Origin of the sequence: Lysobacter sp. (assembly GCA_013141175.1) — a bacterium.
Lineage (GTDB): Bacteria > Pseudomonadota > Gammaproteobacteria > Xanthomonadales > Xanthomonadaceae > Lysobacter_I.
In genome coordinates, this window is sequence record JABFRN010000001.1 from 1505192 (window position 1) to 1520170 (window position 14979).

General features: G+C 65.9%; 10 protein-coding genes. All 10 read left to right on the top strand.

What is annotated here, in order from left to right:
• The first annotated feature begins 26 nt into the window (after nucleotides 1-26).
• Nucleotides 27-551: a phage tail protein gene (locus tag HOP03_06755; GenBank protein ID NOT87862.1), complete on the top strand. Its 525-nt coding sequence runs from the start codon at nucleotides 27-29 to the stop codon at nucleotides 549-551.
• 29 nt (nucleotides 552-580) lie between these two features.
• Complete coding sequence (locus tag HOP03_06760) at nucleotides 581-1327, top strand: phage baseplate protein (protein NOT87863.1); 747 nt, start codon at nucleotides 581-583, stop codon at nucleotides 1325-1327.
• Nucleotides 1324-2214, top strand: a complete 891-nt coding sequence (locus HOP03_06765; GenBank protein NOT87864.1) for a hypothetical protein — start codon at nucleotides 1324-1326, stop codon at nucleotides 2212-2214. Before HOP03_06760 ends, HOP03_06765 begins: the two co-directional genes overlap by 4 nt.
• Nucleotides 2215-2236: 22 nt before the next feature.
• Nucleotides 2237-3523, top strand: coding sequence for a DUF4255 domain-containing protein (locus tag HOP03_06770; GenBank protein NOT87865.1), 1287 nt, complete (start codon nucleotides 2237-2239; stop codon nucleotides 3521-3523).
• A 14-nt stretch (nucleotides 3524-3537) separates the two neighbouring features.
• A complete protein-coding gene (locus HOP03_06775) occupies nucleotides 3538-5637 on the top strand; it encodes an ATP-binding protein (GenBank protein ID NOT87866.1) in 2100 nt (699 codons plus the stop codon).
• On the top strand, nucleotides 5634-5942 hold the full coding sequence (locus HOP03_06780; GenBank protein ID NOT87867.1) for a hypothetical protein: 309 nt from the start codon (nucleotides 5634-5636) through the stop codon (nucleotides 5940-5942). The genes HOP03_06775 and HOP03_06780 overlap by 4 nt, the downstream gene beginning before the upstream one ends.
• Nucleotides 5939-13057 carry a DUF4157 domain-containing protein gene (locus HOP03_06785; GenBank protein ID NOT87868.1) on the top strand — a complete coding sequence of 2373 codons (7119 nt, stop codon included), beginning with the start codon at nucleotides 5939-5941 and terminating at the stop codon, nucleotides 13055-13057. The genes HOP03_06780 and HOP03_06785 overlap by 4 nt, the downstream gene beginning before the upstream one ends.
• A gap of 71 nt (nucleotides 13058-13128) precedes the next feature.
• Entirely contained in the window at nucleotides 13129-13941 is an 813-nt protein-coding gene (locus tag HOP03_06790) for a DUF4157 domain-containing protein (GenBank protein NOT87869.1), read from the top strand.
• 21 nt (nucleotides 13942-13962) lie between these two features.
• Nucleotides 13963-14616, top strand: a complete 654-nt coding sequence (locus tag HOP03_06795; protein NOT87870.1) for a hypothetical protein — start codon at nucleotides 13963-13965, stop codon at nucleotides 14614-14616.
• A gap of 36 nt (nucleotides 14617-14652) precedes the next feature.
• Nucleotides 14653-14976, top strand: coding sequence for a LysM domain-containing protein (locus HOP03_06800; GenBank protein ID NOT87871.1), 324 nt, complete (start codon nucleotides 14653-14655; stop codon nucleotides 14974-14976).
• Nucleotides 14977-14979 lie beyond the last annotated feature (3 nt).

Sequence of the window (14979 nt, forward strand, 5' to 3'; positions counted from 1 at the left end):
AGTTCAAGCTTCGTGGAGAACCGTTCATGGCCCAGTTCACAATCAATGCGCAGCGCTTCGATCCGTACAAGAACTTCAAGTTCCAGATCAAATGGGACGGCAAGCCGGTGGCCGGCATCAGCAAGATCAGCGCGCTCAAACGCACCACCGAGGTGGTCAAGCATCGCGAAGGCGGCGACCCCAGCACCAGCCGGAAATCGCCGGGACGCACCGAGTTCGAGGCGATCACGCTCGAACGCGGCGTCACCCACGACAAGGAATTCGAGCAGTGGGCGAACAAGATCTGGAATTTCGGCGCCGGGCTGGGCTCGGAAGTGTCGCTGGCGGATTTCCGCAAGAATCTGACCATCGAGGTGTACAACGAAGCCGGGCAGCTGGCGATCGCGTACAACGTGTTCCGCTGCTGGGTGTCGGAGTTCCAGTCGCTGCCCGATCTCGACGCCAACGCCAACGCCGTCGCGATCCAGCACATCAAGCTCGAGAACGAGGGCTGGGAGCGCGACATCGCCGTGATCGAGCCGGGTGAACCCACCTTCACCGAGCCGGCCTGAGCCGGCGCCGCGCCCTGGCATCCCCGCCGATGACCGCCGTCGCCGCCATGACCGAAACGCTGTTGCAGGCGTGGGAAACCCTGCACGGCGCGACGTCGACCGAGCGCTCGCTCGGTTTGCTGGGCGCGGTCTGGCCCGAGTTGGACCCGGCGCAGTGGCGCCAGGTCAGCATCGGCGATCGCGATGCGTGTCTGTTCCTGCTGCAGGAGTCGCTGTTCGGACCCGGCCTGCAGACGATCGGATCGTGCCCGCAGTGCGGCGAGCGCCTGGAATCGCGCTTCCTGGTGCGCGACGTGTGCACGCCACCGGCGCAACTGCCGCAGCCGCGCGAACCGGTGCAGTGGGCGCACGACGATTATCGCGTGCGCTTCCGCCTGCCCTGCAGCGACGATCTGCTCGATCTTCCCGCCGACACCGGCATCGACACGGCGGCGGCCTCGCTGCTGCAGCGCTGCGTGATCGAGGCGTATCGCGATGATGCGCCGATCGCTTCGCCGGCATTACCAATCCACGTCCAGCGGCAGCTGAGCGCAGCGATGGCCGAACAGGACCCGATGGCCGATCTGCAGATGGGCGTGAACTGCCCGGCCTGCGGTCACGTGTGGTCGGCGACCCTGGACATCGCGAACTATCTGTGGGGCGAGCTCGACGACTGGGCGCAGGATCTGCTCGCCGAAGTGCATGCGCTCGCCCGGCACTACGCGTGGAGCGAGCGCGACATCCTGACGATGTCGCCGATCCGTCGCCGCTTCTACCTCGATCTGGTGCAGGCATGAGCGCGAATGCGCACCACGATGCGACCGGCCTGGGATTTCTCGGCCATCTGGTCGGGCGGACCCAGCTGCGTGCGACGCAGTCGCCGCTGCCGATCCTGGAACGTCGCCGTCCCGGCATCTTCGAGCCGCGCACGCAGGTTCCGGCCACGACGCTCGATCTCGTCGAAACGGCGAACGTCGTGGACGCGTCGGGTGCGTCTTCGTCCCGCCGGGCCGCAGTACCGCCTGCGCAACCCGCCGCGCCAGCGACCGGCATCGCAACACCGGCAACATCGTTGCCATCGATGACAACCGCACCCGACCGCATCCGGGCCGCAACGCCGGCGCCCGTCGCGGCGATCGCGACCGAACCGCGCATCGATGCAGCGCCGGTCGCGACGCGCGGCGCCCGCAGCAAGGCCGCGCGCGAAGCAGCGGCAGGCCGCGCTGCCGCCGCCGCGCCGCCGCCTTCCACCGCTGCGGTATCGACGACATCGCCGTCGCCGAAGATCGCCGCGCCACCGCCGATGTCCGTGCGCGGCACCCAGATCGTGCGCGTCGAATCGTCGCGGCTGGAATCGCGGACCACGGTGATCGAACGCGACATCGACCGGCATCGCGATGCGTCCGCACCGGCGCCCGCAACACCGGCGTCGACGCTGAAACCCCCACCCCGGCTGGCGCACAGCGAAGCATCGAAAGCGCCGGTCGCCCATCCCGTACGCAGCGCCGCGCTGCAGGCGATGCCCGTGCCGGCCGCACCCGCGGCGGTGCAGGTCAGCATCGGCCGGGTCGAGATTCGCGGCTTCGCGGGCGCGGCTGCGCCGGCACCGGCACGCAGCGCCGCGGCCAAACCGCAGCTCGGGCTGGACGAATACCTGCAACAGCGTCACGGCAACGGCCGATGAGCCTATCGATGAGCGACCTCCGATGAGCAATGCCCTTGCGATCGCCGCAGTCACCGCCGCGCTGAAGGATCTGATCGGCAACGGTCTGCTCGGCCTCGACCTGTCCTCGATCGGCAGCGTCACCGTCAGCGCGCTGCCGCCGGACCGCATCGCCACCGGCCAGACCGAGCCGAACCAGCTCAATCTGTTCCTCTATCAGGTCACCCCCAACACCGGCTGGCGCAATCACGCCCTGCCCGCGCGCGATGCCAGCGGTGCGCGCATCGGCAATCCGCCGTTGGCGCTGGACCTGCACTACATGCTCACCGCCTACGGCGCGCAGGACCTCAGCGCCGAAGCGCTGCTCGGCTTCGCGATGCAGTTCCTGCACGAAACGCCGATGCTGAGCCGCGCGCAGCTGCGCACGGTGCTCGGCCCGCCGTCGCCGCCGTTCGGCAACCTGTCCGCGCTGAGTCTCGCCGAGCAGATCGAATGGCTGAAGATCACGCCGCAGTTCCTCGGCGCCGAAGAACTGTCGAAGCTGTGGACCGCGATGCAGGCGCGCTATCGGCCCTCGATGGCGTACCAGGTGTCGGTGGTGCTGATCGAATCCGACGTCGCGACCCGCGCCGCGCTGCCGGTGCTCAAACGCGGCAGCGGCGATCGCGGGCCGGTCGCGCTGGCCGGTGCCGGCCCCAGCCTGACCGGCGTGCGCCCCGCGCTGTCGGATCTATTGCCGGCCGCGCGCCTGGGCGACGCACTGCTGCTGACCGGCAGCCGGCTGCACGCCGATGGCGTCAGCGCGATCTTCGAGAACGCCCGCACCGACAGCAGCCGGACCCTGTCGACGATCGCCGGCAACAGCGATCGCGAATTGCGCGTACAGCTGCCGAACGCCGCCGATGCGGGCGCGATGGCGGGCTGGGGCATCGGTCTGTATTCGCTGCGCCTGCGCAGCGATGCGCCGGGCGTGCCGGCGATGTACAGCAATGCGGTGCCGCTGGCGCTGTCGCCGCAGATCGCGGTCGCGCCGTTGGCGGCGCCCGCCGGCGATATCGCGCTGACCGTGACCTGCAGCCCGCGTCTGCACCCCGCGCAGCATGCCGGCGTGCGCCTGCTGTTCGGCAGCATCGAAATTCCCGCCGATGCCATCGACACGCCGGTCGACGAAACCCTGCCGACGACGCTGGACTTCACCGTCCGCAACGTCGTCGCCGGCAGTCATCCGGTCCGCCTGCGCGTGGACGGCATCGACAGCCTGCCGGTGCAGCCCGCGCCGAACGCGGGCGGCTTCGATTTCGATCCGCAGCAAACCGTGGTCGTCGCTTGAACGCGGGGCCGGACATGCGCGACGTCGCCCACACCGACCTGGACCGCTGGACCGAGGACAACAACCGTTACCTCGCGACATCGCTGCATTGGCTGCGGCTGCGGCTGCGGCAGATGGCGCCGAAAGCGCACGCACCGGCGTCCACGGACGCCACGACCGCCACCACCACCGCCACCGATTCGACATCGACGCGCGGCTGGTTCGGGCGCAGGTCCCCGGCAGGGACGGATGCGACAACGCCGCTGCAGCTGACCCACGACGCGCCCGCGCTTGCCGATCTGCTCGACACCGCCGCCGCCGAGCGCGCCAGCGCCGCGCAGACCGAACCCGCGCCCGCACTGCTGCTGCTGGCCGAGCGCCTGGGCCTGGGGCCGTTCGAAACCGACATCCTGCTGCTGTGCGCGGCGATGGAATTGGATCCTTCGATTCCGGCGCTGATCGCGGCTGCGCAGGGCGGCGGTAGCGGCCATCCGAGTTTCGCGCTGGCGCTGCAGTTGTTCGACGATCCCGCCTGGGATGCGTTGGCGCCGCAGCGGCCGTTGCGTTATCTGCGCCTGCTCGAAGTCAACCAGCCCGGCGCGACGCCGTTGACCGCCGCCGCCTTGCGCGCCGACGAACGCATCGTCAATGCGGTCAAGGGCCTGAACCTGCTCGATGAGCGCCTCACCGCACTGGTCGTGCCGTGCGAAGCGCCGCCGACCCTCGCCGCGTCGCAACACCGGCAGATCGACGAACTGCTCGGCGTGCTGCGCGCAGCCCACGACGGCGCAACCTCGCTGCCGATCCTGCAACTGCTCGGCCGCGATCGCGGCAGCCGGTTCGCGGTCGCGGCGCAGACCTGCGATGCGCTGGGGCGGCGCCTGTACCGGTTGCCGCTGGAATCGTTGCCCACCCAGCGCAGCGAGATCGAAACCTTCGCGCGGCTGTGGCACCGCGAAAGCCTGCTGCTGCCGGTCGCCCTGTACATCGAGGCCGATGGCCTGGACGCGGTCGGCAATGATGTCGTCGCCGCGCTGCACACGCTGCTGGGCCATCCGTTCGGGCTGGTCTTCATCGGTCTGCGCGATGCGCCGCTGCCGCTGGGCACGGCGCAGTGGACCACCGAAGTGCCGATGCCGACGTCCGAGGAACAGCATGCGGCCTGGCGCGAAGCGCTGCCTTCGGCGCTGACCGCAGAAGAACGCGAACGCGAAGCCGCCGAGCTCTCCGGTCACTTCCAGCTGAATCTCGAACAGATCCACGGCGCAGCGGCGACCGCACAGTCGCGCGCGACCGATGCCTGGACCGTGTGCCGCGATCTGTCGCTGTCGCGACTCGACGCGCTGGCGCAGCGGCTGGAGCCCAAAGCGCGCTGGGACGATCTGGTGCTGGGCGAAGAAGCGACCGCGCTGCTGCGGCAGATCGCCGGCCAGGTACATGAGCGCCATCGCGTCTACCAGCAGTGGGGCTATGCCAAGCGCATGAATCGCGGACTCGGGATCAGCGCGCTGTTCGCGGGCGAAAGCGGCACCGGCAAGACCATGGCCGCCGAAGTCATCGCCAATGAACTGCGGCTGCACCTGTTCCGCATCGACCTGTCGTCGGTGGTCAGCAAGTACATCGGTGAGACCGAGAAGAACCTGCGCCGGCTGTTCGATGCCGCCGAACAGGGCGGCGCGATCCTCTTTTTCGACGAAGCCGACGCTTTGTTCGGCAAGCGCAGCGAAGTCAAGGACAGCCACGACCGCTACGCCAACATCGAAATCAACTATCTGCTGCAGCGCATGGAAGCCTTCTCCGGGCTGGCGATCCTCGCCACCAACATGAAATCCGCGCTGGACACCGCGTTCATGCGCCGGCTGCGCTTCGTGGTCAATTTCCAGTTTCCCGGCCCGGTGGAGCGCGCACGCATGTGGCGCCACGCGCTGGCGCCCGGCGTGCCCTGCGACGATCTGGATTACGACCGCCTGGCGCGCTTCGGCCTGTCCGGCGGCAACATCCACAGCATCGCCCTGAATGCCGCGTTCGCCGCCGCCGGCAACGGCGGCCGGGTATCGATGCCGCTGCTGATGAACGCCGTACGCACCGAGCTGCGCAAGCTGGACAAACCGGTGAACGAGGCGGAGTTCCGATGAGTCGCCGCGATGCCCGCGATGAACGCGAAGGTCCGCGCGCCGGTTCGCAGGCGCCGGTGTCGCTCGCGATCGATCGGATCGTGATCGACGGTCCAGCGTTGAATCCGCTGCAGACGCATCACCTGCATCGCTCGATCGAACGCGAACTCACGCGGCTGTTGCAGAGCGAGCGCACGGTGACGCCGTCGGGCGCGATCGAACGGCTGCGCGCGCCGCCGCTGCGCAGCAACGCGCAGACCGACCCGGTCCGGTTCGGGGTCGACATTGCCCGCAGCCTGCACGCCGCACTGGGGCCGCGCGAATGAGCCAGCGCAGTGCGACGACCAGGCCCGCAGCCGCGACGCCACCGGCGTCCACGCTCGTGCGCGCGGGCGTGAGCACCCAGGACAACAGCCCCGTCGCGAACGACACCGGCAAAGAAGCCCCGCGACCGGCCGCGAAACCGCTGCTCGTGCCGATCCGCAACGGCCGGCCCGACGAACCGCCTCCGCCGCTGGATTTCAGCAGGATCGCGGTCAACGGAAGCGCGATCGTCCATATTCGCGGAGCGCAGATTCCAGACAAGCACGCTACCGAAAAGCACGCTCCCGACAAGCGGATCCTGGACACCGACAGCGCCCGCGCGCAGCTCACCCGCCGACTCCTCGCGGAACTGGCGCCCGCGCTGGGCCTGGATCTGAGTCGCCTGCGGATCACGGTGACGGCCGCAGGCGGCGCGCGCATCGAAGCGCGCGGCGCATCGGCATTGCAGGAGGATCAGAACATCCTGCTGCATCCGCAGCGTTACCGGCCGGAGACGGACGCCGGGCGCTATCTGTTGGCGCACGAAGCGGCGCACGCCGCGCAGCGGAGACTGGCGGGCACGCCGGATGTCCGTGCGGCGGAGACGGAAGCCGATGTCATCGGCCGGGCATTCGCCGCGCGCGAACGCCTGCAGCGGCCTTCGGTCGCATTGCCGACGCACGTGCTGGCCGCCGACACCGACGCGACCAAGGAGCTTCCGTTCGAACTGGTCGCGATGCAGAACCACGAGCCGGAAATGGCGCGGATCCGCCAATTGCTCGGCGGACTGTGGATCTCCGATGGCGACGTCGACCAGGTCCTGCTGATCCTCAAGACCCTGCCGCCGCCGACGGCCGAAGCCTTGATCGGTGCGTTGAGCTCCAGCGAACGCGTCGACCTCGTCGACAACATGCACAGCGTGCATCGCAAGCATTTCAGGCCGGAAGTGCTGATCTGCTACAGCGCACTGACCGACAGCGAAATCAACGCGGAATTCGACGAAGATCTGTTCGAAGACATGGATCTGTCCGGCCTGACCGTACTGGAGGTCTTCACCTGCGACAGGGTGGTGAAGCACCTCAAGCAGAAGAATCGGATCGCGCTGCTCAAGAGCGACAACGGTGCGGTCATCCGGCTCATCGAACAGTTCGCGCCCGATCCGGACAACCGCGCGCGCTGGGAAGCCGAAGCCAGCGACCAACTGCAGAAGGCGCGTGCCGAAGAGCAGGCGCTGGCGAAAACCATCCAGGAAACGAAGGCCGTCTGGCTCAAGGACCAATCCAGCGGCGGCGCCCTGTCGGCGCTGGTGGAATCGATCCGTGCGCGGCTGGATGCATGGGTGGTCACCGACAAGGACGCGATGGGCATTCTCGGCGACCTGGTGCCCTATGTTCACGACATGCCGACGCTGCGCGCCATCGCCGACGGACTGGTCACCCATTCCTACGTCAAACAGGACGATGGCGCCTACTGGTATCACGAAGACAAGGATTACCTGCAGGCGTTGATCGACCAGGTGCCGGTCAAGGCGCTGTACGCGCAGAACGCACCGGAACGCAAGGTCTTCCTGCAGCTGCTGCTGGCGCGCACCGGCTACAAGAGCATCGAATCGGTGCTCCGGCTGACCGATGAGATCAACGTCAAGATCCCGATCATCGGCATGCTCATCAACAGCATCAGCGGATTCTTCTCTCACGTCGACAGTGAAGAAGCCTATCTGGCCTATCAACTGGTGCGTTCGATGCCCGCGCGGGCGCGGCGCGCGATCATGGAGTACGAAGAAGGCGGGCCGTGGGGCCGGGTCACCGCGAATCTTTCGACCTCGCAGCGCGAAGCCGAGACGACCCATTTCTATCAGGGCGGGAAGAACGGCGAAGACCGCGATTCGATCCTCACCCAGCTGATGTTCGATGAAACCTGGACGCAGGCCGGACGGCTGCGCGGCATCGCCGGACAGGCCATGGCCGCCGGCCATTACGATTTCGTGTTCGCCGAGTCCAAACGGCGCTACGACGCAGGCGGCGCCAAATACGCCAACGACGACATCCTCGCGGAAGTCGAAACGCTCAAGCTCTACAACCCCGATGCGGTCGATCACGAAGGCAACGCCGCGCCGCGACTGTCGCCGGACAGCAAGATCATGGCCGGCAATCCGTTCTGGAACGAAGGCAACCTCGGCTGGATCAACCAGAAGGTCGTCGGCGGGCTCGATTTCATCTTCAGCAGCAAGGATGTCGAAACCGCGACCACCGCACTGGGCGGCACCGGGCTGAATCTGGTCGAATTCCAGGACATCACCGGCGGCAGCTTCCTGGGTGCGCGTTTCGAGAGCCTGGACAAACTCGGTGTCGCCGGAGAGCAGGCCAAACGCGACAAGCGCGGGGTCAATTTCGCCGATGTGAAATGGGACCGCAATCTGGGCGTGCTGGAACTGCAGGCCGAACATCTGGCCATCGCCGCGATCAACTATCCGCTGTCGGACATGACGATCCGCACCGGGCGGATCGATCTGCGCAACGTCGCGATCACGCTGCGCTATCCCACCGCGTCCACGAAGAATCAGCTCAACGTCATCGACATCTACATCGGCGAAGCCGAAGTGGACAACCTGATGCTGATCACGCCCGACAGCATGAAATCGGTCAACGAGACCGAACTCGAACAGTTCCGGCTGCTGATCCATCCGTCGGGGAAAGACCTCGGGCAGATGGACAAGCCCCGCGACGGCCTGCTGGTGGATGGCGTCGGCGGCGTGTTCGCCGACATCTTCCTGTTTCCGGTGGGCGGTGCGTCGGGCGTCGGCGCCATGGCCAACGTGGTCAATTCCGCCGATTCCGGCAAAGAACTCGGCGCGAATTTCTTCAAGCCGTCCAGTGGAATGAATCTGGAGATCTCGCTGGGTTCGCTGAAGCTCAAGGGCGTCACCACCAGCGGCGGCAGCTATATCGAATCGATCGTGGTCGAGAATCTCGATATCGCCGGCGGCGGCACGGTCGAAGCCTATCTCGACGCGCTGAAGTATTCGGCGGTTCGACTGGAAACGCGCATGAAGCGCGAACGCAAGGCGCTGGACGCCAGCAGCGACGAGACCCAGCGCGGCGTGCACGAAAAAGCCATCGGCCAGCTGCAGAAGCAGATCGAGCATGCCCAGGCGGAAATCGCGCAGGTCAAGGCCAACCAGGCCAGGATCGCCGGTATCGAGGAACGCCAGAAAGCCCTGTCCGCCGAAAAGCCGCCGCGCGAACTGCCCAAGGACGAACGCGACGAACTGAAAAAACTGAAAGCCTCGCTGCTCGGCACGGTGATGGACGTGGGCCGCGTGAAGATCAGCGGAATCGCCGACTCGCCGGTCAAGAATCTCGACCTGGGCAATCTGCACGGCCAGGGCAATTCGACGACGGCGATGCTGGGCATGCTCAGCGACTCGGACACATTGAGCCGCTTCATCGAGGGCGGAAACCCGGTGGTCAAGAAAGCGCCCGGGCCGCAGGACAACTTCACGCTCGATATCGGTCACGTCGAACTGCCGGATCTCAAACTGACCGGCTCGATCCCCAAGCCGGAAGACGCGCAGCACGATCTCGATGCCTTCCTCAAGAAAATGGACCCGTCCCGTCCGGAGCACATCGCGCGCAAGCAGCAGCTGGAGCAGCGCATCGCGAATGCCCAGCGCTACGACAGCTATCTGAAACTCGACCCGGAACAGTTGACGGACAAGCAGCGCGGCGAATTCCTCGATGCGCGCCGGCAATTGCTCAGCTACGAAGAAGAAAACGCGTTCCGGATCCGCGCGGTCACCATGGAAGGCGCCTCCCTGCGTTTCGGCGCCGAAGGCAGCGTCGGCATCGGCGCCGACGAGCTCACGGCCGTGGGCCTGGTCGATCCCAAGACCGGGCTCAAGATCGATTCGGCCTACGCACGCCGGTTCTCTCTGGATGCGCGGGTCAAGGACGGCGTGCTCGGGCTCAAGGATTGGCGCAAGAACCTGCAGAGCGGAAGACTCAGCGCCGCCTATCTGCAGATCAAGGGGCTGGACGACCCGGATTCGGGCATCGGCGCCGATGAAATCGCATTCGAGAGCAGCGACGAACGCGCCGCGCTGGATGTCTCGCTCGACATCAACGGCGGCAACGCCAGCGCGCGCATCGCGTCGCCGAAGATATCGATCAAGGGCGCCACCGTGGCCTTCAGCGAACGCCTGATGCGGGCCGCGAAAGCCCGCCTGGAGCTGCGCGACGAAACCACGCTGACGCCGGCGCAGAAGGAGAAGCGCAAGGTCCTGCTGAAGAAACTCGATCGCTTCCTCGAAAATCTGGATGCGATCCACGCGACCATCGCCCAGGATCAGCTGGCGCTCGCGCAGGCGACGGAAGCGAAGGATCAGGCCAGGGCGGATGCGGCGTCCAAGGCCTTGGCCATCGACCGGGAAAGCCTCAAATACTGGCTGCAGCAGGTCAGTCTGGCGGAACTGACGGCAACCGATCTCGATCTGTCCCTGAGCGGGCTTGGCGATGTCCTCGACAAGGACTGGTCGTTGGACAAGGCCATCGATGGCGGCATCACCATCGAGGCCGGCAAGCCGGACGGCGCGATGGTCGGTGGCGTGGTGCTCAAGACATTGAGCTCGCGACAGCTCGGGCCCGACACGATCAATGCCGAAGAAATCGCATTGGGGCCGATCAAGGGCAGCATCGTCTACAGCTCGACGTATATCCGGATCCGGAACCTGGAGATACCGACCGTCGCCGTCGAAGGCCTGTCCTACATCAGCCCCGAGTCGCTGATCTGGAGCGATGGCCGCAGCACGATCAGCAATCTCACCGTGTCGGCGATCATCCATTATTCGCCCAAGCCCGATGCCGAGCGGCCGAACCAGACCTACATGTCGAAAGTCGATGTCGACGAGTTCCACATCGACCGCATCGACGCCAAGGACATCGGCTACGAGCACTACGAAAAAGGCATGCGCGTCGATGTCGCATCCGGCGCGTTGCGCGATATCACCATGCGCGCCCTGTCGTTCGAGCTGTCGCCGGACGAACTGGACGACATGAAGATCCACGAGGACAAGAGCCGCGCCACCAAGGACAAGTCGACCGGGATCCACGTCGCGGCGTTCGACGATGTCAAGGTCGCGGTGGCGATGACCAACGGCCTGACTGCGAAAGGAAAGCTCAACGCCTCGTCGCTCGACGTGCATTTCGCCGAGAGCGGCGGCAAGGAGATCGATCTGGCATCGCTGACCGTCGCCGAGGGCAAGGTCAAGAAAGGCGATCTGGATCTCGATGTCGATGCGGACGTCAAGGGGATCCACGTCTCGCTGTTGCCCGGCGGGCTGGCCAAGGGGCGCGCGAAGGATGTCTCGATCGGCGTGAAGGGCTCCAAGGGCAAGCACAGTTTCGACGCGAAGATCGATCACGCGGATACCGGCGAAATCAGCTACGACGGCACGTTCCTCGACATGCCGGCGCTGGATCTGCCGTCGATCAAGCTCAACAGCCTGTCCGTGAACAGTCCCGACTTCGGCCTGCAGATCCCGGGCGGCAGCCCCGCGGAACTGATCGGGCTCAAGGCCAGCGTCTCGATCGAGATGAACCACGATGCCAAGGCCGGCGACCCGCCGGTGAAGCGCATCTACATCTACAGCCTGGCCGCCACCAGCCTGACCACCAAGGGATTCACCGCCACCCTGCCTTCGAAAGGATTGACGATCGTCCTGCCGTCCACCAGCAGCGGCCTGATCAGCGATATTTCGATGACGCCCGGCGAGGAGTACCCCGAAGCGTTCGTGATCGACGCGGAGCACGACTGGAATCTTTACGGATCCCTCGGGTTCAAGTCCGGCACCATGAAGAAGCTCGGCGCCGACCTGCCGAAACTGTGGGTGCAACACGCCGACCTCACCCTCGGCGCGTTCTCGATGGGATTCCTCGGCAACAAGGGCAACACCATCGAACTGGCCAAGGCGACGCTCGAGAACATCGACGGCAAGATCGCCGGGTCCGACTTCACCGTGATCAAGGGCGACGTGAAGCAGGGCGGAACCGCGCACAAGGATGCCACGCCGGGATTGACCATCACCGGCTTCAAGAAGAATGCCGACGGCGACATCAGCATCGAAGGCATCGACCTGCAGGGATTCCGCTATCACAACAAGGAGATCGGGCTGAGCATCGATCTCAAGCAGGCGCAGTTGGCGAAGCGCAAGGACGGCAAGCCCGCGTTCGAGATGCGCAAGGACGGCAGCATCCTGATTCCGGAACTCGACATTTCCGAGGCCGATTTCCACATCGACGACGTCCTGAACATGGGCGGATCCTCGGGCGGCGGATCGAAAGGCCTGGATTACGGTCCGGACTGGAACTTCATGGACAAATTGAACGGCAAGATCGACTTCGACGTCCATGCGCACGGGCATTGGGCGATCAATGTCTTCGATTCCGAATACCAGGTCCGCATTCCGATCAAGAACGGCCAGTTCGATTACTCCGAGGTCGAGGACAATGCCCTGGGGCTCGGCGACGCCGCGGTCGATTTCTTCTACACCGCGCCGCAGTACGGTGGCGCCATTCCCGCGCGCTTCAATATCTCGATCGCGGGCTCCCGGATCTGGTGGGACCTGAACAGCGACGAGGCCACGCTCGCCGCGGGCAACCAGATCAAGATCTCGACCTTCTTCAAGCACAAACCGCAAACACCGCCGACCATGCCCTGGCACAGTCCGCCGACGCGGTCTCTGGATCAATTGAGCTTCTACAACGTCGATATCGATCTGAAGCTGCCCGGCAAGACCCGGATCGAACTGGGCAACGCGGGCTACATCCAGTTGGCCGACAGCAAGTCCAACCTGCCGTTCCGCTTCCAGGCGTCCGACAGCACCGGCAACCACGTCAAATCGCTGTTGCTCAATCTTTCGGCGCACGTCTCCGAGATGCAGCTCAAGACCGATACGCTCGGCAGCCGCCTGAGCACCGGCGCAATCGACATCTCGAGCGTCGGCCTCACCCGACTCGATTTCGCAGCCGCCGATGTCGGTCCGGACCGCATGGACATGCCCAAGGCGATGAACGGCCGCATCGAATCCGCGAAAGCGCGCGACATCCAATGGACGCCCGCAGCGAAGAAGGCAACGAAATGAAACGTCCCGGCAGAACCGACACACAGCGCCTACCGTCATCGATGCCGGCGAAGCGCGCGACCTCCGGCGCCGTGCCTGACACCACGGCCCAGACCGCACCGCTGCCACCGCAGCAGCGCGCCTTCTTCGAGCGCGGCTTCGGCCAGGATTTTTCGCAGGTGCGCGTGCACACCGGGCCCGATGCGGGCGCGTTCGCGCGCTCGATGGGCGCCAAGGCGGTCACCAGCGGCGACGACATCGCGTTCGCGCAGGGACGCTTCGCGCCGGATTCGACAGCAGGCCGCACCTTGCTCGCGCACGAACTCGCGCACGTCGCGCAGCAGCGCCAGGGCGGCGGATCCGACGCCAGCGAAAGCCGCGCGCGCAGCGCGGCGCAGACCGTCGCCGATGGCGGCCACGCACCGGCGCAGTCGCTGGGCGGCGCCGAACCCGGCGGCCTGCACTGCGACCCCGACGACGACGCGAAGAAATCCGAAGAAGCGCCGCTGCCCCCGCCCTTGCTGCCTTACCGCCTGCCGAACTGGCGGCAACCATCGCTGATGCCACCGCTGAATTTCACGCCGACCCCGAACATCGACTGGCTGAGCATGCGCTCCAGCTTCGGCGACCGCGGCATGCCGTTCACCATGCGCGATGGCGATTCGATCAACAGCGAATGGATGCGCAGCAAGGCGCTGCTCGAGAATCTCGGCATCGACGAGCGTTTCAAATTCTGGTTCATCAACCAGAACTGGATCCTCAACAAGGGCATCAAGTACCAGCTCGACACCAACAACGCGCGCGACAACCCGAACGCGATGGATCGGGGGGAGCGGGAGTTCAAGAACGCCTATCCGGATGCGAAAGGCATTCCGCCTCTTCCCTTCTTCACCCAGGAATTCTGAGATGACCGGGCGGTGCACATCATGAGCGGATATTCGAGATCACCGAAACTGCTGCGCGGCGGGCTGGTGCTGCTCGATCCGGTCAGCGGCAATCTGCTGCGCATCATCGGTCTGCAGTACAACCCGGACACGATGACCCGCAGCCTGCAGATCCGCGGCGCGGGCAGCGAAAGCGGCGACCACATCGAAGCGCTGCGGCTGAAAGGGCCGCCGGTGGAGACGATCAAGCTCGAGGCCGAAATCGACGCCACCGATGCGCAGGGCACCGCCCCGTTGCCGGAACCGAGCCTGGGCCTGCATCCGCAGCTCGCCGCGATCGAGGCGCTGGTGCATCCGGCCAGCAGCGATCTGTTCGCGAACAACACCACCGCATCCGCCGGCTGGCTGGAGATCGCGCCGGCATCCGCGCCGTTGACGGTGTTCGTGTTCGGGCCGAACCGGATCGTGCCGGTGCGGATCACCGAGCTGAGCATCACCGAAGAAGCGTTCGACACGTCGCTCAATCCGATCCGCGCCAAGATCAGTCTGGGCCTGCGCGTGCTGAGCGTCGACGACCTGGGTTTCGACAGCAAGGGCGGCGGACTGTTCATGGGCTATCTGCAGGCGAAGGAACGTCTTGCGGCGCAGGCGGCCGGCAGCGATTTCCGCACGCTCGGCATTTCCGGCGTTTTCTGATCGCGACTTACGACAACGACCCAGGAGCCCACTGCAATGGCGAACTACGATTTTCCACCGACCAGTCGCTACTACGCGATCGAGATCGCGACGCTGACCGCAGAGGACGGCAGCGTCACGCCCTATCTGCGTCGTCGTTTCCTGCCGCCGGCCGAAGGCTTCGTGCTGCTGCACGAATACCGGGTCAGCGAAGGCGAGCGTCCCGATCACGTCGCCGCTCGCGAACTCGGCGATCCGGAAGGCTTCTGGCGACTGTGCGACGCCAACGGCGTGATGCATCCCGATGAGCTGACCGACACCGTCGGCGAAACCGTGCGCATCACCTTGCCGGCCGGCATGCCGGCGCCGGCGAGGGAATAAGCC

Coding starts and splice junctions, on each gene's coding strand:
- HOP03_06755 (NOT87862.1), top strand. CDS start 27: ATGGCCCAGTTCACAATCAATGCGCAGCGCTTCGATCCGTACAAGAAC.
- HOP03_06760 (NOT87863.1), top strand. CDS start 581: ATGACCGCCGTCGCCGCCATGACCGAAACGCTGTTGCAGGCGTGGGAA.
- HOP03_06765 (NOT87864.1), top strand. CDS start 1,324: ATGAGCGCGAATGCGCACCACGATGCGACCGGCCTGGGATTTCTCGGC.
- HOP03_06770 (NOT87865.1), top strand. CDS start 2,237: ATGAGCAATGCCCTTGCGATCGCCGCAGTCACCGCCGCGCTGAAGGAT.
- HOP03_06775 (NOT87866.1), top strand. CDS start 3,538: ATGCGCGACGTCGCCCACACCGACCTGGACCGCTGGACCGAGGACAAC.
- HOP03_06780 (NOT87867.1), top strand. CDS start 5,634: ATGAGTCGCCGCGATGCCCGCGATGAACGCGAAGGTCCGCGCGCCGGT.
- HOP03_06785 (NOT87868.1), top strand. CDS start 5,939: ATGAGCCAGCGCAGTGCGACGACCAGGCCCGCAGCCGCGACGCCACCG.
- HOP03_06795 (NOT87870.1), top strand. CDS start 13,963: ATGAGCGGATATTCGAGATCACCGAAACTGCTGCGCGGCGGGCTGGTG.
- HOP03_06800 (NOT87871.1), top strand. CDS start 14,653: ATGGCGAACTACGATTTTCCACCGACCAGTCGCTACTACGCGATCGAG.